The sequence below is a fragment of the Streptomyces sp. NRRL F-5123 genome, from assembly GCF_000721495.1.
Classification (GTDB): domain Bacteria; phylum Actinomycetota; class Actinomycetes; order Streptomycetales; family Streptomycetaceae; genus Actinacidiphila.
In genome coordinates this window covers 1-22,979 of the sequence record NZ_JOHY01000060.1, presented here as the reverse complement: position 1 = coordinate 22,979, position 22,979 = coordinate 1, and the positions used below count along the sequence as shown (strand labels likewise).

General features: G+C 74.3%; 25 protein-coding genes. 8 read left to right on the top strand and 17 right to left on the bottom strand.

Annotated elements, in window-relative coordinates:
• Positions 1–191: 191 nt before the first annotated feature.
• On the bottom strand, positions 192–1,880 hold the full coding sequence (locus IH54_RS0132555; protein WP_052398129.1) for a polysaccharide biosynthesis tyrosine autokinase: 1,689 nt from the start codon (positions 1,878–1,880) through the stop codon (positions 192–194).
• The gene (locus IH54_RS0132550; protein WP_078862703.1) at positions 1,877–3,160 is read right to left on the bottom strand and encodes a glycosyltransferase; all 1,284 of its coding nucleotides are present in this window, start codon (positions 3,158–3,160) and stop codon (positions 1,877–1,879) included. Before IH54_RS0132550 ends, IH54_RS0132555 begins: the two co-directional genes overlap by 4 nt.
• 263 nt (positions 3,161–3,423) lie before the next feature.
• Here IH54_RS0132550 and IH54_RS0132545 point away from each other — a divergent pair, with 263 nt between their 5' ends.
• The gene (locus IH54_RS0132545) at positions 3,424–3,882 is read left to right on the top strand and encodes an adenylyltransferase/cytidyltransferase family protein (RefSeq protein ID WP_031523894.1); all 459 of its coding nucleotides are present in this window, start codon (positions 3,424–3,426) and stop codon (positions 3,880–3,882) included.
• Here the strand turns inward: IH54_RS0132545 and IH54_RS0132540 are convergent.
• Entirely contained in the window at positions 3,857–4,603 is a 747-nt protein-coding gene (locus IH54_RS0132540) for a CDP-alcohol phosphatidyltransferase family protein (protein WP_052398128.1), read from the bottom strand. The genes IH54_RS0132545 and IH54_RS0132540 overlap by 26 nt on opposite strands.
• Positions 4,604–4,831: 228 nt before the next feature.
• Here IH54_RS0132540 and IH54_RS0132535 point away from each other — a divergent pair, with 228 nt between their 5' ends.
• The 4 genes from IH54_RS0132535 to IH54_RS0132520 all read left to right on the top strand — a co-directional run bounded on the left by IH54_RS0132535 (position 4,832) and on the right by IH54_RS0132520 (position 8,185).
• Positions 4,832–5,578, top strand: a complete 747-nt coding sequence (locus tag IH54_RS0132535) for a polysaccharide deacetylase family protein (RefSeq protein ID WP_031523890.1) — start codon at positions 4,832–4,834, stop codon at positions 5,576–5,578.
• Positions 5,578–6,762 carry a beta-propeller fold lactonase family protein gene (locus tag IH54_RS0132530; protein WP_031523889.1) on the top strand — a complete coding sequence of 395 codons (1,185 nt, stop codon included), beginning with the start codon at positions 5,578–5,580 and terminating at the stop codon, positions 6,760–6,762. The genes IH54_RS0132535 and IH54_RS0132530 overlap by 1 nt, the downstream gene beginning before the upstream one ends.
• A gap of 61 nt (positions 6,763–6,823) precedes the next feature.
• Positions 6,824–7,762 (top strand): aldo/keto reductase, encoded by a 939-nt coding sequence (locus tag IH54_RS0132525; RefSeq protein ID WP_031523888.1) that lies wholly within the window; start codon positions 6,824–6,826, stop codon positions 7,760–7,762.
• Between the two features lie 42 nt (positions 7,763–7,804).
• Positions 7,805–8,185, top strand: a complete 381-nt coding sequence (locus IH54_RS0132520; RefSeq protein WP_031523887.1) for a MerR family transcriptional regulator — start codon at positions 7,805–7,807, stop codon at positions 8,183–8,185.
• Here IH54_RS0132520 and IH54_RS0132515 read toward each other — a convergent pair.
• From IH54_RS0132515 to IH54_RS0132505, 3 genes are read right to left on the bottom strand one after another with little or no spacing between them, the layout of a single operon-like run.
• Positions 8,152–9,330: a serine hydrolase domain-containing protein gene (locus tag IH54_RS0132515; protein WP_052398127.1), complete on the bottom strand. Its 1,179-nt coding sequence runs from the start codon at positions 9,328–9,330 to the stop codon at positions 8,152–8,154. The genes IH54_RS0132520 and IH54_RS0132515 overlap by 34 nt on opposite strands.
• Complete coding sequence (locus IH54_RS0132510) at positions 9,296–9,490, bottom strand: hypothetical protein (RefSeq protein WP_031523883.1); 195 nt, start codon at positions 9,488–9,490, stop codon at positions 9,296–9,298. Before IH54_RS0132510 ends, IH54_RS0132515 begins: the two co-directional genes overlap by 35 nt.
• Positions 9,491–9,515: 25 nt before the next feature.
• Positions 9,516–10,826, bottom strand: coding sequence for a multidrug effflux MFS transporter (locus tag IH54_RS0132505; RefSeq protein ID WP_078862696.1), 1,311 nt, complete (start codon positions 10,824–10,826; stop codon positions 9,516–9,518).
• A gap of 103 nt (positions 10,827–10,929) precedes the next feature.
• On the opposite strand from IH54_RS0132505, the gene IH54_RS0132500 reads away from it, so the two are divergent.
• Complete coding sequence (locus tag IH54_RS0132500) at positions 10,930–11,934, top strand: Gfo/Idh/MocA family protein (RefSeq protein WP_234344128.1); 1,005 nt, start codon at positions 10,930–10,932, stop codon at positions 11,932–11,934.
• A gap of 52 nt (positions 11,935–11,986) precedes the next feature.
• Here the strand turns inward: IH54_RS0132500 and IH54_RS0132495 are convergent, their stop codons facing one another.
• The 11 genes from IH54_RS0132495 to IH54_RS0132440 all read right to left on the bottom strand — a co-directional run bounded on the left by IH54_RS0132495 (position 11,987) and on the right by IH54_RS0132440 (position 21,053).
• A complete protein-coding gene (locus tag IH54_RS0132495; protein WP_031523876.1) occupies positions 11,987–12,298 on the bottom strand; it encodes a 4a-hydroxytetrahydrobiopterin dehydratase in 312 nt (103 codons plus the stop codon).
• Positions 12,299–12,332: 34 nt separating this feature from the next.
• Entirely contained in the window at positions 12,333–13,598 is a 1,266-nt protein-coding gene (locus IH54_RS0132490; RefSeq protein WP_052398125.1) for a cytochrome P450, read from the bottom strand.
• Positions 13,595–14,317 carry an ATP/GTP-binding protein gene (locus tag IH54_RS40530; RefSeq protein ID WP_031523872.1) on the bottom strand — a complete coding sequence of 241 codons (723 nt, stop codon included), beginning with the start codon at positions 14,315–14,317 and terminating at the stop codon, positions 13,595–13,597. The genes IH54_RS0132490 and IH54_RS40530 overlap by 4 nt, the downstream gene beginning before the upstream one ends.
• On the bottom strand, positions 14,295–14,708 hold the full coding sequence (locus IH54_RS0132480; protein ID WP_078862695.1) for a DUF742 domain-containing protein: 414 nt from the start codon (positions 14,706–14,708) through the stop codon (positions 14,295–14,297). Before IH54_RS0132480 ends, IH54_RS40530 begins: the two co-directional genes overlap by 23 nt.
• Entirely contained in the window at positions 14,705–15,130 is a 426-nt protein-coding gene (locus IH54_RS0132475) for a roadblock/LC7 domain-containing protein (protein WP_031523868.1), read from the bottom strand. Before IH54_RS0132475 ends, IH54_RS0132480 begins: the two co-directional genes overlap by 4 nt.
• Complete coding sequence (locus IH54_RS0132470) at positions 15,127–16,458, bottom strand: ATP-binding protein (RefSeq protein WP_052398124.1); 1,332 nt, start codon at positions 16,456–16,458, stop codon at positions 15,127–15,129. Before IH54_RS0132470 ends, IH54_RS0132475 begins: the two co-directional genes overlap by 4 nt.
• 264 nt (positions 16,459–16,722) lie before the next feature.
• Positions 16,723–17,946, bottom strand: coding sequence for an ROK family protein (locus IH54_RS0132465; protein ID WP_031523863.1), 1,224 nt, complete (start codon positions 17,944–17,946; stop codon positions 16,723–16,725).
• Between the two features lie 275 nt (positions 17,947–18,221).
• Positions 18,222–18,752: an ATP-binding protein gene (locus tag IH54_RS40525; protein ID WP_234344126.1), complete on the bottom strand. Its 531-nt coding sequence runs from the start codon at positions 18,750–18,752 to the stop codon at positions 18,222–18,224.
• Between the two features lie 536 nt (positions 18,753–19,288).
• Complete coding sequence (locus IH54_RS0132455) at positions 19,289–19,840, bottom strand: DinB family protein (RefSeq protein ID WP_031523859.1); 552 nt, start codon at positions 19,838–19,840, stop codon at positions 19,289–19,291.
• 301 nt (positions 19,841–20,141) lie between these two features.
• A complete protein-coding gene (locus IH54_RS0132445; RefSeq protein WP_031523855.1) occupies positions 20,142–20,435 on the bottom strand; it encodes a hypothetical protein in 294 nt (97 codons plus the stop codon).
• A gap of 174 nt (positions 20,436–20,609) precedes the next feature.
• On the bottom strand, positions 20,610–21,053 hold the full coding sequence (locus tag IH54_RS0132440; RefSeq protein ID WP_031523853.1) for an RICIN domain-containing protein: 444 nt from the start codon (positions 21,051–21,053) through the stop codon (positions 20,610–20,612).
• 389 nt (positions 21,054–21,442) lie between these two features.
• Here IH54_RS0132440 and IH54_RS0132435 point away from each other — a divergent pair, with 389 nt between their 5' ends.
• Positions 21,443–21,994 (top strand): GNAT family N-acetyltransferase, encoded by a 552-nt coding sequence (locus tag IH54_RS0132435; protein WP_031523851.1) that lies wholly within the window; start codon positions 21,443–21,445, stop codon positions 21,992–21,994.
• 11 nt (positions 21,995–22,005) lie between these two features.
• A complete protein-coding gene (locus tag IH54_RS0132430) occupies positions 22,006–22,515 on the top strand; it encodes an HIT family protein (RefSeq protein WP_234344124.1) in 510 nt (169 codons plus the stop codon).
• Positions 22,516–22,979 lie beyond the last annotated feature (464 nt).

Below are 22,979 nucleotides of genomic sequence, written 5' to 3'. Positions count from 1 at the left end.
GTAGACGTCGCGGGGCGGGGCGTCGGGGTCGGGGTACCGGCGGGGGTACGGGCCGGGGGCGGGGTCGGTGCGGCCGTACGGGTCGCCGTACGCGTCACCGTACGGGTCGCCGCCGCCGAACGCAGCGGCGTCCGGCAGGAGTTCGGGGGCGGCCCCGGGGAGCGCGGGGGTGAGCCGCGGGTCGGGGCCGCTCAAGGGACCGGGTGCTGCTCCGCGGTGGGGGCGGCGCCCGGGTGGGGGCGGTCGGGGTCGCGGCGGTCCGCGGCGGGCGCGGCGGTGCGGGGCGTGCGGCGCAGCCCGAGGCGGCCGCGGGCGCCGGGCTCGGCGGAATGCAGGACGACGCCGAGGACGTGCGCGCCCGCCGCGTCGATGAGCTCGCGGACGCGTTCCAGGTCGGCGCGGTGCACCGAGCGCGGGTCGCACACCACGACGACGCCCTCCACCCGCCCGGCGAGCGCGACCGCGTCGGCGTAGGTGAGCACGGGCGGCGCGAGGACCACGACCGCGGAACCGGGCTCGTCCGCCTCGGCGAAGAGCCGCCCGGCGGGCGAAGAGGTCAGAGCGCGGGCGACGTTGCGCACCCGGCGGCCCGGCACGAGGTCGAAGGAGCCCGACTCCCCCGCGTCTATCGGCACTTGGAGCCCCGCGGGCCAGCCGCCCTCACCCGGCGCGGGCGTCCGGGCCCAGCCGGGCCGGACACCGTCGACCGTACGCAGCCGCGCGGCGAGGGAGGGCGCGCGCAGGTCGGCCTCGACGAGCAGCACCTCCATGCCCATCTCGGCGAAGGACGCGGAGAGGTTGGCGGCCACCGCGGCCGGGGTGTCGCCGCTGCCGCGGGGGGCGACGACGAGCAGCCTGCGGCGGTCGGCGAAGCGCTTGTCGTGGGTGAGCCGGAAGGCGACCGCGCGGTATTCCTCGGCGAGCCGCACGTCGCGGCGCCCACCGGCCAGCAGGCCGGTCCCGCCGTCCGGTTCGCCCGCGGCGCGGGCGGCCGCGGCACGGCGGCGCAGCCGCGGCAGCGTGCCCAGCACGGGAGCGCCGAGCGCCCGCGTGACCTCGGCGTCGCTGCGTACGGTCGGGTCGAAGACCAGCCGGACCCACGCGCCGAGCAGCCCCAGCGCGATGCCGACCGCGGCGCCGAGGCCGAGCGTCATCGGCAGTCCGGCCCCTGAGGGCGAGCCGGGCGCGACGCCGGGCTTGATGACGATGCCGGGCGTGGTGTCGAGGGCGCGCAACCCGGCGATGTTGGAGTTGAGTTCGGTGATCCGGCTGAGCAGGCCCGTCTGCGACGAGACGAGCGTGCCGACGATCTGGCTGCTCTTGGCCTGCTCGATCTGGTCGAGGATGTCGTTGCGCTGGGCGATCATCGGGTCGAGCTGCGCCTGGTAACTGTCCACCATGCGCTCGATGGTGGCCTTCGTCTGCGCCTGGCGGTTGTCGAGGTAGGCCTTGGTGAAGGCGTTCACCCAGTCCGCGGCGCGCTGCGCGGAGGTGGTGGTGCACGTGAAGCGCAGGACGAGGGTGTTGGGCGGGTTGGTCACCTGGAGGCAGTGCGACATCGGGGCGACGGACGCGCCCGCGGTCCTGGCTGCCGCGTCGGCGACGGTGGTGCTGAGGGCGGTCTGCCGCTCGGTGCCGATGTTGATGCTCTTGTCGGCGGTCGCACCGGTCGCGAAGGGGTCCTCGGTCGCGGCCCGGACCATCACCTCGCTGGTCGCGGTGTACGAGTCGGCGCCGTCGAAGGCGAGAAAGGCGCCGCCGAGCAGCCCGACGAGCACGCCCACGACGAGCAGCGCCCGGTAGCGGAGCAACTGTCGGAACTGGTCGCGCAGCAGGTCGCCTTCGTCGGGCTGTGCCTCGGTACGCGTCGCGTCGGTCACTGCCCCTGCGTCCCTTCGTCGTCCGCCCCGCCGTCGTCCGGGCCCGCCTCGCGCGCCACGCCGGCCATCGGCTCCTGCGTCCTCTTGCCGCCGAGCGCCTCCGCGAGCAGCGCGTCCATCCGTGCCAGACCCGCGGCGCGGCTGAGGCGCTCGCGGACGTACACCGGGCCGCGCGCCCCCAGCGCGTCGGCCCTGTCAGGATCATCGGCCAGCGCGCGCACCGCGTCCAGCAGGATGCGCGGATCCTCGGGCGGTACGACGACCCCGGCGCCGGAGCGCTCGACCTCCTGGGCGGTGCCGCCCGCCGCGGCGACCGAGGCGACCACGGGGCGGCCCGCGGCGAAGTACGAGGTCAGCTTGGACGGCACGCTCATGTCGAGCACCGAGGCGCGCTGCGTGACGGCCAGGACATCGGCTGCGGCCAGCACGTCGGGAAAATCCGCCTCCGCGGCGGGCGGTTCGAAGCGCAGATTGGGCAGGGAGCCCGCCAACTCCCGCAACCGCGAGCGCTGGTTGCCGTCGCCCATGAGGACGACCAGCAGCGCCGGGTCCAGCCTGGCCGTCTCGACCAGCACCTCCAGCCCCTGCTTGAGGCCCATGTTGCCGCTGTGCAGCAGCACGGTCTGCCCCGGGCGCCAGCCCAGCCGGGCGCGCGACTCCTCGCGCGACCGCGAAGGGCCGGGCACGTGCGACCAGTTGGGCACCACCCGTATCCGCTCCTCCGGCACGCCGAGCGCGGCGACCTTCGGCACGAAGCTCTCGTGGATGACGCCCACCAGCGTCGCCCGCCGCAGCGCGTACGCCTCCGCGGAGCCCGCGAGCGAGGCGACCCTGCCGCCGCCGCGGATCCCGCTCTGCGCCGCCGCCGCGCCCATCAGGTCCTGCACGACGGGGACGTACGGCACGCCGTACCGCCGGGCCAGCCGCGCGCCGAGCACCCCGCCCGCCAGACTGGGCAGTTGGGCCACCACCGCGTCGGGCCGCCCCATCACGGGCGGCGCGAGGAGCCCGTGCCCGAGCAGCGAGGCCTCGAACACCGCGCGGCGTAACGCGCTCTGCCGCGCGGGCACCGTGTGCCGCCGCCGGTGCACCCGCACGCCGCCGCGCTCCTCCTGCCGCCGCCACACCCCGGCGTACTCCGGATCGACCCGCCACGCCGGGTAGTGCGGCATCCCGGCGAGCACGTGCACCTCGGCGCCGCCCGCCGCCCAGTGCTCGGCGACCTGCGTGGCGTAGGGGCCGATACCGGCGTGCTCGGGCGCGTAGTTGGTGGAGACCAGCAGCAGGCGACGGCGTGCGCCCTCGGCGGAATGCCCCACGAGTGCCCCTTCCCCCCGGATCACCTGGTCCCGCGCGGGCGCCGGAACCCCCCGATCCCCCTGATTCCGCCACACTAGCCGTTCACCGGGGCATCCCGCCGCGTCTTGCGCACCGTCGCACTTTCGCAATTCCCCGCCGGGGTGCGCCGCACCGCGGCTATCGTCTGAACTCCTCTACCAACAAGAGGAGTTGTACCGGTTTTCTGGACGCTGGGGGGCATGTCTTGACACATCACGTCGGCACCCATCGAGTCGGCTACGCACCGGGGGTCTACGACCTCTTCCACGTCGGGCACCTCAACATCCTGCGGCACGCCCGCAGCCAGTGCGACTACCTCGTGGCCGGGGTCGTCTCCGACGAGATGGCGCGGCTCGCCAAGGGCCGCGACCCCGTGGTACCGCTCGTGGAGCGGCTGGAGATCGTGCGCAGCGTGCGCTTCGTCGACGCGGCGTTCGTCGAGACCGTGCCGGACAAGGTCGAGACATGGCACCAGGTCCGCTTCGACGTGATCTTCAAGGGCGACGACTGGCGCGGCACCGACAAGGGCCGCAGGCTGGAACGGGACTTCGCCGCGGTCGGCGTCGAGGTCGTGTACTTCCCGTACACCGTGCACACGTCGAGCACGCAGTTGCGCCGCGCGCTCGACGTCCTGGCGGTCACCGCACCGCCCGAAGCTCTCTGAACCACTTCCCCAGGAAGCCCGCGAGGAAGAGGGCGTGCACCCCGAAGAGGGCCGAGTAGGCCCAGCGAAAGGCACTTTGGCTGCCCAGCAGCAGGAAGACGGCACAGAACACGCCGTAGTCGACCGGCAGCAGCGCGACGGCCCGCCACCGCGCGGGCGCCGCGGCCGGTCCCGCCGGGTTCTTCGGGGTGAGCTTGTCCTTGAGCAGGCCGCCGAAGAAGATCATGACGGCGGCGAGCTGGAAGCCCAGCGGCAGCAGCAGCCAGGCGTCGCCCGGCAGGGCGAAGTGCCGGTAGAAGGTGATGAGTACGGCCGCGTGCACGCCGGTGATCTTCGCGGCGTCCACGACGTGGTCCAGCCACTCCCCCGCAGGCCCGCCCTTCCCCAGCAGCCGGGCGAGCTGCCCGTCGGCGGAGTCGAGGGCGAAGCCGACCGCGAGCGCGGCATACACCCCGACCGCGAGCCCCCACGACGGTGCGTATGCGGCGAGGGCCGCGATGCCGCCGTAGCTGAACGCCGCGCTGGCCAGGGTGACCTGGTTGGGCGTGAGCCCCACCCGGTACGCTCCCGCCGCCAGCACCCGCCCCGCGGGCCGGTTCACGTACCGCGAATAGAGCGAGACCCCCTTGGCGGTCTTCTGTGCGGCGCGCAACTGCCGTAAGGCGCCCCCGAACCGCCTCTCCGCCGCCGCGGACCCCTGCTCACCCTCTGCGACCACCATGCGACTCCCCCCTCCCGCGCGAGAGTACGCGCCCGGACCCCGAGCGCGCAGCGTCTCCCGCCACGAGGGCGGCCCTTGCGGTGGCGCCCGCGGCCTTCTGCGGGTGGGGGGTGGCCGCGCGTCAAGCGCAAGCCACGTCCCGGGGGCGCCCCCCGGACGGCCCAACCTACGGGCCCCCGCAGGGAGCCGCAGGGATAAATCACCTCATCACACATAAACTGGGCGCTGATGCCGATCACCCGCCGCACCGTCCTCCAGCTCAGCGCCACCGGCGCCCTGCTCACGGGCTGCTCGCCCGCCGGCGAGAACGCACCCGCCGCCGCGGCGCGCCCCGCCGCGCCCTCCCCCTCCCCCACGCCCACGCCCACGCCGAACCTCCCCGACCAGATCGAGCACGGCCCCCGCACCCGGCCCCAGCTCGCCCTCACCTTCCACGGCCAGGGCACCCCCGCGGAAGCGGAAGCCGTGCTCGCGGCGGCGGAGAAGGGCGGCGCGCGGGTCACCGTGCTGGCCGTGGGGAGCTGGCTGGACGCCCATCCGCAGCTTGCCGCCCGCGTCCTGGGCGGCGGGCACGAGCTGGGCAACCACACGCAGACGCACGGCGACATCGGCGCCATGGACGAGGCCGCGGCCTCCGCCGAGATCACGGAGTGCGCGGCGCGGCTGCGGCGGCTGACCGGCAGCCAGGGCCGCTGGTTCCGGCCCTCGCAGGCCCGGCTGACGACCCCGCAGGTCGTCGCACTGGCCCGGCGGGCGGGCTACCCCCACGTGCTGTCGTACGACGTGGACACCCTCGACTACACCGACCCCGGCCCCGCGGCGGTCCGCGCGGCCGTCGCCGGGCAGGCCGGGCCCGGCTCGGTGGTCTCGCTGCACCTCGGGCACGCGGGCACGGTCGCCGCGCTGCCCGGCATCCTCGCCGACCTGCACCGCCGCGGCCTGCGCGCGGTCACGACCTCGGAGCTCCTGACGTGATGCGCTCCCGCCGTGCGGAACTCGCCGCCACCGCCCTGCTCGCCCTCACCGCCCTCCTCGCCGCGGGCTGCGGCGACCGCGGCGACCGGTCGCTCACGCCCTCCCCCACGGCCGCGACCGCGAAGGCGCAGGCCCGGGCAGCCGAGGCCCACCCGGGCCTGCCCGGGATGCCACCGCTCATCAGCGGCAACGACGTCTACGCCGCCGACCGGCCGAACAACCTCTCCCCGGTCGTCCGCAACATGCCGAGCCTCGTCTACGTCCCCAACTCCGAGTCGAACACGGTGTCCGTCATCGACCCGAAGACGTACAAGGTCCTCCGCACGATCCCGGTCGGGGTGCAGCCGCAGCACGTCGTGCCGTCCTGGGACCTCAGGACCCTGTGGGTCAACAACGACCTCGGCAACAGCCTCACCCCCATCGACCCGGCAACCGGCAAGGTGGGCAAGCCCGTTGCCGTGCACGACCCGTACAACCTCTACTTCACGCCGGACGGGAGGTACGCCGTCGTCATGGCGTCGCTCGACCGGCAGCTCGTCTTCCGGGACGCGCACACGATGGCCGTCGTCAAGGCCGTCCCGGTGAGCTGCTACGGCGTGAACCACGCCGACTTCTCCCCGGACGGGCGCTACTTCATCGTCTCGTGCGAGTTCTCCGGCGAGCTGCTGAAGGTGGACACGGCGGCGATGAAGGTGGTGGCCCAGCAGAAGATCCCGTACGCCGGCGCGATGCCGCAGGACGTGAAGATCTCGCCGGACGGGCGTACGTGGTACATCGCGGACATGGTCGCGAACGGCGTCTGGACGATGAACGGCGACACCTTCTCCACGCCGAAGCTGGTGCCGACCGGCGCGGGCGCGCACGGCCTCTACGTCTCGCGCGACTCCCGCACCCTCTACATCTCCAACCGCGGCGAGGGCTCGGTCTCCCTGCTCGACTTCGCCACCGGCAAGCTCACGGCGAAGTGGCGCATCGACGGCGGCGGCTCCCCCGACATGGGCGGCGTCTCCGCCGACGGCAAGGTCCTCTGGCTGACGGGGCGCTACAACGCCGAGGTCTACGCCCTCGACACGGCGACGGGCCGCACCCTGGCGAAGATCCCCGTCGGCTCCGGCCCGCACGGTCTCGCCGTATACCCCCAGCCGGGCCGCTACAGCCTCGGCCACACGGGCGTCTTCCGCTGAGGCCGGCCCCGGAAAACCCGCGCTTGACCTGGTGCGCGCTCCAGGTCCGAGCATGGCGGGCATGAACACGAACGCACCCCGCATCGTCCTGGGCACCATGGGATTCGGCACCACCGTCTCCCCCGACGACTCCTTCCGCATCCTCGACGCCTTCGTCGACGGCGGCGGGACCTGGCTCGACACCGCCAACTGCTACAGCTTCTGGGCCGACCCCAGCGGTGTGGGCGGGGCGAGCGAGCGCGTCATCGGGGCGTGGCTGCGGGCCAGGCCGGGGGGACGGGAGCGGGTCCGGATCGCCACGAAGGTCCGGCAGAATCCGCTCGTCCCGCACGCGTGGCCGCAGAGCGCCGAGGGCCTGTCCGCCGACGCGGTACGCACCGGCTTCAAGGAGAGCCTGGAGCGGCTCGGTGCCGGGTACGTCGACCTGCTGTGGGCGCACGCCGAGGACCGCACCGTGCCGCTCGCCGAGACGGTCGGGGCCTTCGGGGAGCTGGTCGCGCAGGGCGCGGTCGGCAGGGTCGGGGCGGCGAACCATGCGGCCTGGCGCGTGGAGCGGGCGCGGGCGCTGGCCCGCGCGCAGGGCGTCGAGCCGTGGACGGCGCTGCAGCTGCGGCATTCGCTCGTGCTGCCGCGGCCGCTCACGCCCGTCGCCGAGGGCGGGCACCGGATGCTCGTACCGGACGACCTGGACCTCGCCCGCGCGGAGGAGCTGGACGTGTGGTCGTACAGCTCGCTGCTGTGGGGGGCGTACGTGCGGGCCGACAAGTCGCTGCCGGATACGTATGATCACCCCGGTACGGCTCGGGTGCTCGCGGTGCTGGCGGAGGTCGCCGGTGAGCTGGGGGCGACCGCGAACCAGGTCGTCCTGGCGTGGCTGATGCGGCAGGGCATCGACCCGATCGTGGGCGTGAGCCGCGTGGAGCAGGTACGGGAGGCGCTCGCCGCGGTCCCGGTTCGGCTCGGCGACGCGCACATGGAGCGCTTCGCCGCCGCACGGTGAGCAAGCGAGCGGGCAAGCAGGCGAGCGACGGCGGGAGACCCCATGACCGGTACGACGACCCTCACCCCGGCCGCCGCCGTCGACCGGACCGGCGTGTCCCTCGACACCCTGCGCTACTACGAGCGCGAGGGCCTCATCGGGCCGATCGGGCGGACCGCGGGCGGGCGGCGCGAGTACACCGAGGACGACGTCTTCTGGATCGGCCTGGTCACGTGCTTCCGCGAGGCCGGTCTCGGCATCGCGGACGTGCGGGCGTTCGTCGCGATCCTGCGGGCCGAACACACACCCGAGGACCGCGTCGCCTTCCTGCGCGAGCGGCGCGCCGGCCTGGAGCAGCGGGTGGCGGCGCTGCGCCGGGCCATCGGCGTCCTCGACGACAAGATCGGCTACTACGGGCGGGCCGCCTCCACCGGCGCTCCCTGATCCAGCGCCCGCGCCAGGCACTCCGCCGCCTGCGCGCGCGGCCCGCTGCCCTGGGTGTGCCGGACCGGGTGGACCGTGTTGGCCAGCAGGACGAGGAAGGCGCCGGACCGCGGGTCGAGCACGATGCTCGTGCCCGTGAAACCGGTGTGGCCGACCGCCCCGTGCTCGGCGAGGGGGCCCATGAACCACGGGCGGGCCGTCTCGAAGCCGAGGTCGGGGTGCAGCGGGAGGGCGCCGGTGAGCAGGGCGTGGGCGAAGAGGGCGAGGTCCCAGGCAATGGAGAAGAGCCCGGCGTGGCCCGCGACGCCGTTCATCGCGTACGCGTTCTCGTCGTGGACGGTGCCGTGCACCGGGCCGCGGTCGAGCTTGCCCCACGGGCGGCGCTGGTCCTCGGTCGCCGCGATCCGCGGGCGCCAGGCGGCGGGCGGGGCGAAGCGGGTGGACGCCATGCCGAGCGGGGTGGTGATGCCGTCGGCGATCAGCCGGTCCAGCGGGCGCCCGGTGACGTGCTCCAGCAGCGCCTGGGTGAGCAGCAGGTTCAGGTCGGAGTACGTGCGCTGCTCGCCGGGCGGCGTCAGCGGCCGCTCCGCGGCGAGCCGGGCGGCGCGGGACGCGGCGTCGGGCAGCTCGTACAGGGGCAGCTCGGGGCGCAGGCCCGACGTGTGGGTGAGCAGGTGCCGCAGCGTCGTGCGCGGGTCGGCGACGAGGCCGGGGACGTACGCCGTGAGCGGGCGCTCGGGGTCGAGGACGCCCGCCTCGACCTGCTGGACGGCGGCGGTCGCCGTGAAGAGCTTGGTGAGCGAGGCGAGGTCGAAGACGGTGTCCGGCCGCATGGGTACGCGCTCGGCCGCGGGCAGCTCGACCCCGCGGCCGGTGTGCTCGTCGTACCCGCGGTAGCGCACCGCCCAGCCGACGGCCTCGTGCAGCGCCACGACGTCCCCGCGCCCGGCGAGCACCACGGCTCCCGCGCACCAGGGGTGGCCGTCGGCCGGACCGGCCGCGTACGCCGCCGTGCCCGGCGGCCGCGTGTCCGGCGAAGGAGCGGGCGGCTCCAGGACGGACGTCAGGCCCGGGACGATCCGGGCGATCTCGGCAGCGTCGAGGCCCGCCTCAGGGCAGGTACCTCTCGACAGCGGCGGCGCCATGTTCCTCCAGCTCTCTGCGGGCCTTCTCGATGCGCTCCGGGGTGCACTCCCGGCCCGAGGCCATGACCAGGTCCTCCGGGTCGACGGGGGTCTCGGACCCCGTCCTCAGCGAGCTGTCGGCTGTCTTGAACGCCCAGGTGCGTTCGTCCGGATCAGACATCGCTTCCTCCGTACGGGTTCGACGCCTATGGTCCCTCCACGGTACGTCGCCCTGGCACGCAGAGCCCGGCAAAGGCCGCACAGGCGATGAGTGCGCTGGTCACGATGGTGATCGCCATGGGCACCGCGGTCCCGTCCCCGGCGACGGAGGCGAGCGGCGAGACGATCGCGCCGACCAGGAAGGACGACGTGCCGATCAGCGCCGAGGCCGCGCCCGCGTTCCGCTTCGTCCGCAGCAGCGCCTGCGTGTTGGCATTGGGCATCACCACGCCCATCGCGGCCATCATCACGAAGAGCGCCGCGGCGACCTCGAAGAGCGAGGCCTTTCCGAAGACGCCGGTGGTGAGGAGCAGCAGCGCCACACCCGCCGCGGTGACGACGGCGAGCCCGACCGCGAGCACGCGGTTCAGGTCGGCCCGGCCGACCAGCACCTTCCCGTTGAGCTGGCCGACGGCGACCAGGCCGACCGAGTTCACCCCGAAGAGCAGGCTGAAGGTCTGCGGCGAGGCGCCGTAGATGTCCTGGACGACGAAGGACGACGCGGACACGTACGTGAAGAGCGCCGCGAAGGCGAAGCTGCCCGCGGCGACGTAGCCGGTGAAGACGCGGTCGGCGACCAGGCCGCGGAAGGCGCCGAAGGTGCCGCGCAGCTCCCCGGAGTGGCGCTGCTCGGGCGGCAGGGTCTCGCCCAGCGAGCGCCAGACCACGGCGGTGAGGGCCACGCCGATGGCGGTGCACACGACGAAGACGCCGCGCCAGTCGGTCAGCCGGAGGATCTGGCCGCCGATGACGGGGGCGACGATCGGGGCGACGCCGGAAATCAGCATGAGGGTGGAGAAGAAGCGGGCCATCTCCACGCCGTCGTAGAGGTCGCGGACGATCGCCCGGGAGATGACGATGCCCGCGGCGCCCGCGAGGCCCTGCACCAGCCGGAAGCCGACGAGCAGCGGCGCGCTGGGCGCGAGGGCGCAGACGGCGGTGGCGACGACGTAGACGACCATGCCGGCCAGCAGCGGGCGGCGGCGGCCGAAACGGTCGCTGAGCGGGCCTACGAGCAACTGGCCCACGGCCATGCCCGCCAGGCACGCGGTGAGGGTGAACTGCACGGTGGAGGCGGTGCTGTGCAGGGCGTCGGTGACCTGGGGCAGCGCGGGCAGGTACATGTCCATGGACAGCGGCGGCAGCGCGCTGAGGCCGCCGAGGACCAGGGTGACGAGCAGTCCGACGTGTGCCTGGCGCCGGGCGTGCGGGGTGAGGGAGGAGGCGGGGACGGGGACGGGGGTGGCGGCCTGCTTGGCAGGTCTCGGCCCGGCGTCGTGCACGGGGGCACTCTCCAGGGGAGGTGAAGAAGGGGGAGCGGATCAAGTGGTTGAAACGTTGCCTATTCTTTCAGTGATCGGGGACCGCGAGACCAGGTTTTCTGGGGCATGGAGGAGTGACGTGGACCGCACTATCCGCTGGGGCGTGCTGGCGACCGGCGGTATCGCCGCGACGTTCACCGAGGCGCTGGCCACCGTGCCCGGCGCCGAGGTGGTCGCGGTGGGCTCGCGCAGCCTGGACAGCGCGGAGGAATTCGCCGGGCGGTACGGCATACCGCGCGCGTACGGCAGCTGGGCGGAGCTGGCGGCGGACGACGGCGTGGACGTCGTCTACGTCGCGACCCCGCACTCGGCCCACCGGGAGGCCGCCGGGCTGTGCCTGGAGGCGGGCCGGGCGGTGCTGTGCGAGAAGGCGCTGACGATCAACACCCGCGAGGCGCAGGAACTCGTGGAGATCGCCGGGGAGCGCGGGCTGTTCCTGATGGAGGCCATGTGGACGTACTGCAACCCGCTGGTGCGGCACCTCGCGGCCGCCGTCGCGGACGGCGTGATCGGTGACGTCCGGGCGATCCACGCGGACTTCGGCTTCCACGGCGACTTCCCGCCCACCCACCGGATGCGGGACCCGCAGCAGGGCGGCGGGGCGCTGCTGGACCTCGGCGTCTACCCGGTCTCCTTCGCGCACCTGCTGCTCGGCGAGCCGGACAGCGTCGACGCGTGGGCGCATCTGACGCCGGAGCGCGTCGACGACACCACGGGAGTGCTGCTCGGCTGGAACAGCGGCGCGGTCGCCACCTTGACCTGCACCTTCACCGCGGACACCGGCGCGCCCGCGACGATCAGCGGCAGCGGCGGCCGGATCGAGATACCCGAGGGCTTCTTCAACCCCGAGCGCTACGTCGTGCACCGCCAGGGCGAGACCCCGCACACGGTGACCTTCGCGGACGTCACGGACGACGGCCTGGAGCGCGGCACGATGCGCTACGAGGCCATCGAGGTCGGCCGCTGCCTGCGCGAGGGCCTGACCGAGTCGCCGCTCGTGCCGCTGTCGGGCTCGCTCGCGGTGATGCGCACGATGGACGCGGTGCGTGAGCGTACGGGCGTGCGCTACCCGGGCGTCGACTGACGCGTCCGCACGGGGGCGGGCCGCTCCGGGACGGGGGCGGGCGCGGGGCCGGTCAGGCGGCTCCGTGCCCTTCCGCGACGGCGGCGATACGGCCGGCGAGGTCGAAGTCCTTGGCCGTGAGCCGGCCGCCCGCCGCGTGCGTGGTGATCTCGACGCGCAGCGTGTCGTAACCGAGCGTGAGGTCCGAGTGGTGGTTCAGCTCGGCCTGGATGCCGGCGATGTGCAGCGCGAAGATCGCTGCGGGCAGGTGGTCGAGCCGGTACGTCCGGCGCAGCGTCCGGCCGTCCTCGCTCAGCTCCCAGCCGGGCAGCCGCCCGAGCCTGGCGTCGATCTCCTCGGCCGGCAGCGTGTCCGCGTCAGGCATGCCGGGCCTCCCTCCGCCGCTGTGGTCCGTTACCTCATCGTCCCACCGCGGCCCCGTGCCGTCCCGCCGAAGCGCCGCCGGCGGACTCGTCCGGCGGGGCCGGGGCCTTGGGCGCCCACGGGGTGAAGGTCACCGGCAGCGCGGCGAGCGCGCGGTAGAAGGGGCCGGGGCGCCAGCGCAGGGACTCGGTCGGCACGGACTGCTCCATGTCGCACAGCCTGCTGGTGAGCTCCTCGATCGCGGTGATCGCGATGAGCAGCGCGGGCTGCCGGGCCGGGCAGCTGTGCGGGCCCGCGCCCCAGGCGAGGTGGGCGCTCTCACTCGCGCCCCACGGGTCGGTCGTCGCGCCGCCGGGCCGCGAGGAGGTGTTGGCGGCGGCGTAGGAGACCAGGACGAGCTGCCCGGCGCGCAGGCCGACGCCGTGGAAGGTCGTGTCGTAGCGCACGTAGTAGCCGGTGGAAGTGGCCTGCGGCGGGTTGCGCCACAGCACCTCGTTGATCGCCTCGTGCGCGGTCATGGCGCCCGCGTAGACGGAGCGGTCGTAGCGCGGGTCGGCGATCATGTGCTGGAGGGTGTTGGCGACGAGGTTCGCCGTCAGCTCGTGGCCGCTGCCGAAGGCGACGGCGATCTGCCGTACGGTCTCGGCGTCGTCCAGCTCGGCGGGGTGCTGGAGGAGGTACGAGGTCAGGTCGCGCTGCGGGCGGGCGCGGCGGTCGGCGACCAGGTCGCGGATGGCACCGGTGAGGTCCTCGTGGGCGGCGTGCGCGTCCTCGCCGAGGTCGAACACGGTGCTGTGGGTGCGGGCCAGCCGCTCGCCCTCCTCGTGGGGCAGCCCGAACCACTGGCTGAAGACCCGCAGCGGGATCTGCACGGCGTAGTCGGCGACGAGGTCGGCCCGGCCGGTGCCGGCGAAGCGGCCGATGAGGTCGGCGGCGGCGTCGGAGACCTGCCGCTGGAGCAGGTGCGGGCCGAGCAGGGCGAGGCTGTCGCCGATGACCTTGCGGTAGCGGGCGTGGGTCTCGCCGTCGGCGAAGGTCACCGCGGGGCGGTAGGCGAGCACCGAGCGCACCGGCGAGTCGGCCGGGACGGTGTCGGGCCAGGGCCGCGGGTCCTTGCCGAAGGTGTGGGTGTCGCGCAGCACGTCGAGCGCGGTCTCGTAGTCGGTGGCCAGCACCGCCTCGACGCCGGGCGCGATCTCCACGCGGACCAGCGGGCCGGCCTGGCGCAGGGCGGCGTAGGCGCGCTCGGGGTCGGCGGCGAAGTCCTCGCCGTACAGCGCGGGCAGGGAGCGGGCGGTCATGACGCGTCCTCGTCCATCTTCCGGTCCTTGTCCTCGTCCTTGACCTTGTCCTTGACCTTGGCCTCGTCCTCGTCCTCGTCCTCGGGGAGGCGGGTCAGCACGTGCTCGGCGAGCGCGACGAGGGTGCCGATGCTGTCGCGGCGGTTGCGGGCGTCGCACTGCACGAGTGGGGTGCCGGGGGCCAGGTCGAGGTGGCGGCGCAGCGTCTCGTCGGAGTGGGCGGGCGCGCCGGGGAAGCGGTTGACGGCCACCGCGTAGGGCAGGCCCTGCTCCTCGACCATGTCCATCACCGGGAAGGAGTCGGCGAGCCGTCGGGTGTCCGCCATCACGAGGGCGCCGAGCGCGCCGCGGGCGATGTCCTGCCACAGCGGGAAGAACCGTTCCTGCCCGGGGGTGCCGAAGAGGTAGAGCACCAGGTCGCCGGGCACGGTCAGGCGCCCGAAGTCGACGGCCACGGTGGTCGTGGTCTTCTCCGGCAGGCCGTGGAGGTCGTCGTGGCCGACGCTGGAGCGCGTCATGACCTCCTCGGTGTGCAGGGTGGGGATCTCCGACAGGGTGCGGATCAAGGTGGTCTTGCCGACGCCGAAGGGGCCGGTGACGATCAGCTTCATCAGGGTCTGCCCGGTCGCGGGCAGATACCGGACCCGGCCCGGCCCCTGGGCCGGCCGTGGTTCGGCGACCGGCGGGGTCGCCGTGTCAGGGGAGGGCACGGAGTCCAACGAGCAGCCTCTCGATGAGCGTTCGGTCGATCTCCTCGGCCTTGGGGACCGGGGACCGGGCGAGCAGGTGGCCGCCGCCGACCAGATCGGCGGCCAGGAAAATCGTGGCGCTGACCGGCAGCTCCAGATGGGCCGCGCATTCCACCACCGTCAGCGCACCCGGCCGCAGCAGCGTCCACAGCCTGCGGTGCTCCGGGCCGAAGTCCGGTTCCGGCGGCGGCTGGTCGGTGGCGACCAGCAGGGTGAGCCGGTCGAAGTCGGCCATGCCGCGCGGGCGTTCCCGGCCTCCGGTGGCCAGGTACGCGGGTATCAGGCGGCGCCCCCGTCCGCCGGGCGGCCCGCCGTCGGGCGAGGCCGCCGTTCCTGAAGTGCCGGGCCGGCCGGGTGTCATGGCCGGCCGGCTGCGTCCGGCTCGCGGGCGGGTGCGGCCATCGCCCGGGCGAGGGCGGCCACTTGCACCTGCATCTGGTAGGCGATGTTGCCCAGCTGGGTGTCGGGCGCGGCGAAGACGGCCAGCGAGGTGTTCTGTCCGGCCGGCACGACGATCGCGAAGCCCAGATCGGACTCCACCACGGTCTGGGCCAGTTGCGGCGACTCCTGGTCGGTGAAGGCGGTGGTGAAGGCGCGCGCCGAGGCGTGCAGGGTGGCGGTCATCGCGGCCACCCGCTCCGCGGCGGCCCGGTCCAGGCTGGGTGAGGACCCTTCCAGCAGGCCGTCGCCGGTGGCGATCAGCGCGTGCTGGACACCCGGCAGTTCGAGCAGCGGGTCCAGTACCCAGGCCAGGTCCTGTGCCAGGGGTCGGCGGGTGGTCATGACGTGTGCTCTCCTTGCTCGTCACCGGTGACGGCTGCCCCGGCCACGGCGGTCCTGCCGCTGCGGGTGCCGTCCTGCAGTGCGCCCCACAGCGCGCCTGCCTGCTCGGGTGTGCGTGCCGCGGGCGCCGGCTCGGCCGGCGGGACCGGCGCGACCTGACGGGCGGCGGCGGCCTTGGGGCTGCGGCGGCGGCGCGAGGGCAGCGGCGTTGCCTCGGTCACCGGGGTGTCCTCCTGCGGGCTCTCGGGCTGCCGCGCGGGCGCCGCCGTCTCGGCGGGCGCGGGCACCAGCACCGACAGCGTGTGCTCGTCGTCCAGTACGGTCAGCAGCTCGGCGGGCACCCGCAGCATCGCGCGGATGCCGCCGTAGGGCGAGGACTCGATGTGCACCGAGAAGCCGTACTGCCGCACCAGGCGCCCGATGACCGCGAAGCCGGCCTGCGGCGGGTTGCCCAGCTCGGTGAGCAGCAGCGTCTCCGGCCCGTCGAGCAGCCGCCGGGCGCGCGCGAGCGTCTCGCCGTCCATGCCGATGCCGCCGTCGTCGACCACCACGAGCGCGCCGCGCCCGCCGCTCTGCTGGATCGTGACGGGCACGGCGGTGTCCGGATGGGAGTACGAGGTGGCGTTCGCGAGCAGCTCGGCCACCGCGATGGCCAGCGGCTCGGCGGCCCGCGCGACGACCGCGAGGCGCTGCTCGCGCAGGTGGTTGGCCATCTTGATACGGGCGTAGCCGGCCACCCGGGACTGCGCGCCCATCACGACCTCGGCGAGCGGCGAGTCGCTGCGGGCCAGGCCCGGCCAGGCCTCGCAGAGCACCGCGGTGGCCTGGATGCGGCGCAGCGCCAGCTCGTTGCGGAAGTCCAGCTCCAGCAGCCGCGGGTCGTCCAGCTCGTGCTGGAGGTCGTGCAGCACGCTCTGGGTCTGGTAAAGCAGCGACTGCACCTTGGCGGTGGCGCCGCGCATCGCTGCGCGGGCGGCGGCGTCGACCCGGTCGCGCTCGCCGGCCGCGGCGTCGGCGGACGCCGAGAGCACATCCCGCATCGCCTTCGCCAGCTGGGCGTTGGCCTCCTGCGGGTGCAGCAGGCCGGCTACGGGGGCGTGCTCGTGGGTGAGCGCGAGGACGGCGGCCGGGATGCGGTCCGCGGCCAGGAAGCGCAGCTCCTCGATGGCGATCCGGAGCTGTTCCTCGGCGTTCTTCGCGCGCACCTCCGCCGTCTGCACGGTGGTGCGCGCCATGCGGACGAGCTGGGCGTCCCGCGCATGTCTGAGGCCGGACCAGATGCCGCCGACGATGGCCAGCAGCAGAATGATGACGAAAGCAACGAACACGACGCGATCCCACCCCGCAACAGTCTTGGAGCGTGATTATGCCGTGGCGAGATCGCGCCACAAGGTTTGGCGGCAAAATTCCTTCCAGATTCGCGCACTTCCGAAAGTCTGACAGCGTGTACGGACACAGCGGACGGACAACGGACGGTGACACACGGTCGGTTGGTGCAGAGATCCGGTCGAGATCCGGTGTGGATACGGCCGTTCACCTGCGGAGCACGGCGGCGGCGTGGGCCTGACGGCACGTCAGATGTGTCGGGGACGTCAAGGGGCCGGGCGGCCCAGCGGGTCGTCGAGCAGCGGAGCGAAGGCGAGTTCGGCGGCGCCGACGAGCGGGGCGCGGTAGCCCAGCGCGGAGCGGCGCAGCGCGTAGGGGGCCCGGGCGTGGGCGAGTCCGGTGGTGGCGCCGTAGTGCGCGATGCGCTCGGCGGTGGCCTCGTGGATGTCCTGCAGCCCGCCGCCGAAGATGACCAGCTGCGGGCTGAGCACGACCGCGAGGTTGCCGAGCCCGATCGCGAGCCAGCGGGCCGCCTCGTCCAGGGCGCGGGCCGCGGGCTCGTCGCCGGCCTTCGCGGCCTCGACGACGCCGGTCAGCGAGTGGTCGGGCGGCACGGGCAGCCCGGCGGCGGCGATGATGACGTCGGTGCCGATCTCGGTCTCCCAGCAGCCGCGCGCGCCGCACCGGCAGCGGTTGCCGTCCGGGTTGACGATCATGTGACCGATCTCCCCGGCGTAGCCGCCCTGCCCGGGCACGGGCTGCCCGCCGCAGAACAGGCCGCCGCCGACGCCGACGTTCGCCGAGAGGTAGACGAAGTCGTGGTAGCCGCGGGCCGCGCCGCGGGCGTGCTCGCCGAGCGCGCCGAGGTCGGCGTCGTTGCCGACCGCGACCGGCAGCCGGTCCCACGGCGGTGCGAGCCGCTCGGTGAGCACCGCGGCGAGCGGCTCGTCGGTCCAGGCGAGGTTCGGCGCGAAGCGCACCAGCCCGTCCGCGCGGCGCACCAGGCCGGGCACGGCGATGCCGATGCCGGTGACGGTGCCGCCCGCGGACGCGGGGGTGCCCATCGACTCGACGAGGCCGGTGAGCCGGGCGACCGTGCGGTCGAAGGTGACCGGCTCGGCGGCCTCGGGCATCAGCGTGCGCCGCTCCAGCACCTTGCCGCCCAGGCCCACCCGCTCGACCCGGATGCGCTCCACGCCGACCTCCAGCGCGATGGCCTGGGCGCGCTCGGGCACGGGCAGCACGAGCGGCGAGGGGCGGCCCGCGGAGGGGTGGGTGCGCGGGGTCTCCTCGCGCACCAGTCCGGCCTCGGTGAGGGCGGCGACGAGCGTGCCGGTGGTGCTGCGGTTGACGCCGGTGACCCGGGTCAGCTCGGATCGCGACACACCCTTCGACAGGTGGACGTGGCGCAGCATCTGCCCGAGGTTGTGCTGCCGCACCTCCGTCTGCGGCGCCCCCTGCCCCGCCTCCGGGTTCTGCCCTGCGGACATGGCGGCCTCCTCGACGCTCCGGCCGGTAAGGCCCAGCGTACGGCGCGAGCGGCGCGCGGGCCGGGAGCGCGGGGGGCGTGGCGCGGCTCGCGCGGGGGCGCGGCGCGCGGGCCGGAAGGGGCCGGGGGCGTGGCGCGGCTCGCGCGGGGGCGCGGCACCGTACCGTCACGCTGCGGGCTTGCGCGCCCGGGGCGCGGCGCGCGGGAGGGGTGCGGGCTCGCGCGGGGCGGGCGGCCCGGCACCGTACGGCTGCGGTCCGGGCGGGGGGCGGGCGGTCAACCCTGCCGGCGGGGGCCCGGCAGGGGTGGGGCGGCGGGGCCGGCGAACTCGGCCCAGGCGAGGGTGCCGGACGGGCCGAGGAGCCGGCCGTGCGACTGCGCCAGCGCCTCGACGAGGGCGAGGCCGCGCCCGCCCGCACCCGGGTCGCGCTCCAGTGGCACCCCGCAGGGGCCGCCGTCTGCGACCTCGACGCGCAGGATGCCGCACGGCAGTCGGGACAGGTGCAGGCATACGGCGGGCAGCGCGTGGTTCAGGGCGTTGGTGACCAGCTCGGAAACGACCAGCACCACGTCGTCCGCGGTCTCGGCGGGCACCTGCCAGCGCTCCAGCAGGCCCTCCGCGCTGCGCCGCGCCTGCCGTCCGGCCTCGGGGCGGTGCGGCAGCGGCAGGCACCCGGCGACGCGGTGCGGCCCGCTGTCCTGCGGGCCCGCGAACCACGGGGTGCGCGGCCGGTCCCGATCGGCCCACTGCGGCTGACGCGGCGGGTGGAAGACCGGGAGAGCTGAATCGGGGCTGGGCATGCGCATGTCGATTACCTGGGCGTCGGGAGGAGGCCCGCCTGCCGTACGGCCGGTGGGACCGGGGATGACGCGCCTCGCGTCGGAGCCGGACCGCGGCGCCGCGCACGGGACGGGCACGCATGCGCGTGGACGTGACGGCGGGCGGGGGTACGGCACGGGCCGCGGTTTTCGGGCCTCCGGGACTACTCCGGACTTCCGGACCGGTGCGGGACCACTCCGCGCCGGCCTGCGGCCTATTTGTTGTCGATCACCACAATACGACGATTTGCGGAAAAGACACCCCCCTGCCTGCCGGATTTTCCGGACATGCGGCACGACGGCCGTTGACCCCGTCATCGCAGCAGGTCAGGGCGGTGGTCAGGGGCGGAGAACCCCGCGGGTCGGCCGGTGCGACGTACAGCGGGGAGTGGTCGCCCGGAAGGTCTGCGTGACGGGCCGGCGACCGGAGGAGCAGTCACGGAAACGCCCCGCGGGGACCGCGACGGTCTGCCTCCGCACGCGCGCCCGGCTGAAGGGCCCGCGGCGTCACGGGTGAGCGCGGGTCACCTCGGCGGGTCCTCGCCCGTGAGTCCGTCGACGGATTCGCGGATGAGGTCGGCGTGGCCGGCGTGGCGGGCGTACTCCTCGACGAGGTCGAGGAGGATACGGCGGAGGTTGAGGCGTTCGCCGCTACGGGTGGTGTAGGCACCGAGCTGGTCGAGCCCGCCCCTGCCGAGCGCCTCGTCGACGACGGCACGGGAGCGGGCGACCGACTCCTGCCAGAGGGCGAGCAGCCGCTCCGGTGAGTCCCCGGCGGCGGAGCGGTAGTCCCAGTCGGGCGTGCTCTCCCAGTCGACCGTGTCCCAGGGGGCGCCGACGGGAGTGTCGAGCCACAGCCGTGCGAAGTGGCTGTCCTCCACGTGCGCCAGGTGCTTGAGGAGGCCGCCCAGCGTGATGGCGGACGTGCCGAGTGTGGCGCGAAGGCCGGAGGCGTCCAGGCCGGAGCACTTCCACGCCAGCGTGGCCCGCTGGCGTTCGAGTGCGCCGAGGACGGCCGCCGCCTCGTCGCCGGCGAGCGGGGGTTCCGGCCATGCTTCCGCTGCGATGTCGGTCATGGCCGCAGACCCTAGCCAACAGCGCTGACAGAACGGCCGGCCGGCGGCGCCCCGCCGGACCGGGCCCTACCGCAACCGGTACACCTGCCCTGTCTGCGCTCCCTCGACCGAGCGGACGTACGCCGTCGCGACGCGGGCTGCCGGGACGGTCCCCGTACCGGCGAAGAACGGGCCACCGCGGGCACGGCGGAGGGCTACGGCCACGCCGGAGTCCGCTTCGTCCCCCTCGTCGACGCCCCCGCCGCCACCGTCTACGCCGCCCACCCGGCCCATCCCACGCACCCGCACACGAAGGAATTCCTCACCAGGTCCGCGACGCGGTCAGCGCCTGACTCCGTCGCCGCCGGGGGGAAGCCGCCCCCAGCCGGTCGAGGTGGTCGACCAGCGCCGTCTCCTTCCGGAGCAGTCGCTCGCGGGCGTCAGCAGGCAGCGGCGCGAGCGCGTCCGGCAGCGTCTCCCCGCAGGGGACATGGACCACGTCATCCTCATAGATCCGGCATCCCGAGCACCACGCCAGCCCGGCGCAGCGTTCGAACATCGGGGAGCCGGGCGGATGGAGGCGGTAGCGGTGGGTGCGGACGGGTTCGAGGCACACCGCGCAGCGCCACCGCCCGCCGTCGGGGACCGCCCAACCAGGCTCTCTCCGGCGCCAGGACGCGCGGCCGGACGGTGCTCTTCATGTCGTCATGCCACGCATTGTCCGGCGGAGAGCCCCGGGCGGCAAGAAGGCCCCCGCGGGGCGCGGGGGCCGGGAGATCACCAAGTGGCGTCAGGACTTCCAGTGCTGGTAGTTGCCGCCGTTGCAACCCAGCGTGTAGACGTTCCCGCTGGCGTTGCTGTCCAGGCAGAAGCCGGTCGAGACGTTCTTGAACTGCACCGCGCCGCCGCCCACGCCCTGCTTCAGCCAGTGCTGGTAGTTGCCGCCGTTGCAACCCAGCGTGTAGGCGTTCCCGCTGGCGTTGCTGTCGAGACAGAAGCCGGTCGAGACGTTCTTGAGCTGCACCGCGCCGCCGCCCACGTCCTGGACGTCCCAGTTCTGGTAGTTGCCGCCGTTGCAGCCCAGCGTGTAGACGTTCCCGCTGGCGTTGCTGTCCAGGCAGAAGCCGGTGGACACGTTCACGAAGCGCGACACGGCGGCGTTGGCCGGGACGGACATCGCGAGGGTGAGGGCTCCGGCCGCTCCGATGGTGCCCAGCACAGTACCCAAACGCATGGGTGAACCTCCTGTTCCTATCGGCCGCTTGGGGGCCGATGACCATCGAAAGGTATCGGCCGTATGTCCCGGATTTTACTGGTCGATGACAGTTCGTCACTCGTTCGTGGCGAGATCAGCCCGCGCGGCCGAATCGGAGCCACCCGTGCGCCCGGCGTGCCCGCACGCGCCGCCGAACGCCCCACGGGGCGCCCGGGTTTGGCGGGGCTTTGGCGAGCTTCCGGGCACGGCCGGAGCGGCGGCTCACCTCCCGGTCCCGCACGGCCGCGACGGACCCACGCACCCCTGCGCCCCCGCAGCCCCGCAGCCCCGCAGCCCCGCAGCCCCGCGCCTCCGCCCTCCGGCCGAATTGCTTTGCGGGGGCGGCGGCCCGACCGCAGAATGTGCCGGTGCTGATCCGCCGCGAAGACTCCGCCGATGTCCCCGCCGTCCGCACCCTCACCGCCGCCGCCTTCGCCAAGCCGGACGCGCCCTCGGGTGCCGAGCCCGTGGAGGTGGGGCTCCTCGACAAGTTGCGGGGCTGCGACGCCTGGATCCCGGAGCTGTCGCTGGTGGCGGTCGACGGCTCCGGCTCCGGCTCCGGCTCCGGCTCCGGCTCCGAGGTCGTCGGGCACGTCCTCTGCACGCGCGGCCACGTCGGCACCGTCCCGGCCGTCGGACTCGGCCCCCTCAGCGTCCACCCCCACCACCAGCGCCGGGGCGTGGGCCTGGCTCTCGTCCACTCCGCGCTCGGCGCGGCGGACGCCCTCGGCGAACCCCTCGTCGCCCTCCTCGGCGAGCCCGCCTACTACCGCCGCTTCGGCTTCCGTACGGCCACGGACCTCGGCGTCGTCCCGCCGGAGCCGGCGTGGGGCGCGTACTTCCAGATCCGCACCCTGACCGCGTACTCCCCGGAGTTGCGCGGCGGCTTTGCGTACGCCGAACCGTTCAACAACCTCTGAGGGAGCCTGCGTTGGAGGCCGAACGTCGCGACATGGACCTGGCCGCGTACACCGAGCGCTCCCGGCGCGGCCCCTGCTTCGTCTGCGCCTTCGTCGCCGGGCACCCGGACTACGCCCACGAGACGGTCTACGAGGACGACGCCCACGTGGCCTTCCTCGACCGCTGGCCGACCCTCCCCGGCAAGGTCCTTGTCGCGCCGAAGGCCCATGTCGAGCACGTCGTCCGCGAGTTGGACGCTGCTGCATACACCCGGCTCATGCTCGTCGTACGCGAGGTCGCCCTCGCCGTCGAGGACGTCTGCGCGCCCGAGCGCACGTACGTCTACTCCCTCGGCAGCCAGCAGGGCAACGCCCATCTGCACTGGCACATCGCCGGGTTGCCGCCCGGCACCCCGTACGGTGAGCAGCAGTTCCACGCCCTGATGACGGAGAACGGCGTGCTGGCCGTGCCGCCCAGGGAGGCCACCGCCATGGCCGTACGTCTACGCGCCGCGATCGCCGCGCGCGGGGTTCTGGGCTGACCTCCTGCCCTCCGCCGGGGAACCGGCGGAGGCGGGCTCCGCACTTCTCCGCGCGGCCTCCCCGACGGCTGTGGCACGGCCGCCGTTGCCCTCTCGCCCTGCCCGAACGGACACCCGTCCTCCTGTACGGTCCGCTGCCCGGGTGCCCCTCCCCGGAGCGGCCGCCTCCTCCGACGCTGGGGGGAGCACACGCCGGGTGAGCGCGCGACGGGAGTGGTGCGGTGAAGGGCACCCCCGAGAGGGCCTCCGACAACGTCCGGATACACCCGCCCGCTCCGGCCCCCTCCCCCCAGGAGCCCGCGCCATCGCTGCCGGTGCCCTCCGGGCCGGGGATGAGCCGCCAGACCGTCCAGCTCCTTGCGGGTGCGGCGGGGAATGCTGCGGTTTCCCGGTTGGTGGCGCAGCGGTTCGTGGCGCCGGTGTCGCCGTCACCGTCGCAGGCGCCGGGGATGCGGCGGGTGTCG

What these genes read in the sequence shown, in the direction of transcription:
- IH54_RS0132525 (WP_031523888.1), top strand. Translation starts at nt 6,824, where the DNA reads ATGAACACGAACGCACCCCGCATCGTCCTGGGCACCATGGGATTCGGC.
- IH54_RS0132480 (WP_078862695.1), bottom strand. Translation starts at nt 14,708, where the DNA reads ATGACACCCGGCCGGCCCGGCACTTCAGGAACGGCGGCCTCGCCCGAC.
- IH54_RS0132455 (WP_031523859.1), bottom strand. Translation starts at nt 19,840, where the DNA reads ATGACCGACATCGCAGCGGAAGCATGGCCGGAACCCCCGCTCGCCGGC.
- IH54_RS0132510 (WP_031523883.1), bottom strand. Translation starts at nt 9,490, where the DNA reads ATGTCTGATCCGGACGAACGCACCTGGGCGTTCAAGACAGCCGACAGC.
- IH54_RS0132540 (WP_052398128.1), bottom strand. Translation starts at nt 4,603, where the DNA reads ATGGTGGTCGCAGAGGGTGAGCAGGGGTCCGCGGCGGCGGAGAGGCGG.
- IH54_RS0132530 (WP_031523889.1), top strand. Translation starts at nt 5,578, where the DNA reads ATGCGCTCCCGCCGTGCGGAACTCGCCGCCACCGCCCTGCTCGCCCTC.
- IH54_RS0132475 (WP_031523868.1), bottom strand. Translation starts at nt 15,130, where the DNA reads ATGACCACCCGCCGACCCCTGGCACAGGACCTGGCCTGGGTACTGGAC.
- IH54_RS0132465 (WP_031523863.1), bottom strand. Translation starts at nt 17,946, where the DNA reads ATGTCCGCAGGGCAGAACCCGGAGGCGGGGCAGGGGGCGCCGCAGACG.
- IH54_RS0132535 (WP_031523890.1), top strand. Translation starts at nt 4,832, where the DNA reads ATGCCGATCACCCGCCGCACCGTCCTCCAGCTCAGCGCCACCGGCGCC.
- IH54_RS0132440 (WP_031523853.1), bottom strand. Translation starts at nt 21,053, where the DNA reads ATGCGTTTGGGTACTGTGCTGGGCACCATCGGAGCGGCCGGAGCCCTC.
- IH54_RS40525 (WP_234344126.1), bottom strand. Translation starts at nt 18,752, where the DNA reads ATGCGCATGCCCAGCCCCGATTCAGCTCTCCCGGTCTTCCACCCGCCG.
- IH54_RS0132490 (WP_052398125.1), bottom strand. Translation starts at nt 13,598, where the DNA reads ATGACCGCCCGCTCCCTGCCCGCGCTGTACGGCGAGGACTTCGCCGCC.
- IH54_RS0132515 (WP_052398127.1), bottom strand. Translation starts at nt 9,330, where the DNA reads ATGGCGCCGCCGCTGTCGAGAGGTACCTGCCCTGAGGCGGGCCTCGAC.
- IH54_RS0132495 (WP_031523876.1), bottom strand. Translation starts at nt 12,298, where the DNA reads ATGCCTGACGCGGACACGCTGCCGGCCGAGGAGATCGACGCCAGGCTC.
- IH54_RS0132520 (WP_031523887.1), top strand. Translation starts at nt 7,805, where the DNA reads ATGACCGGTACGACGACCCTCACCCCGGCCGCCGCCGTCGACCGGACC.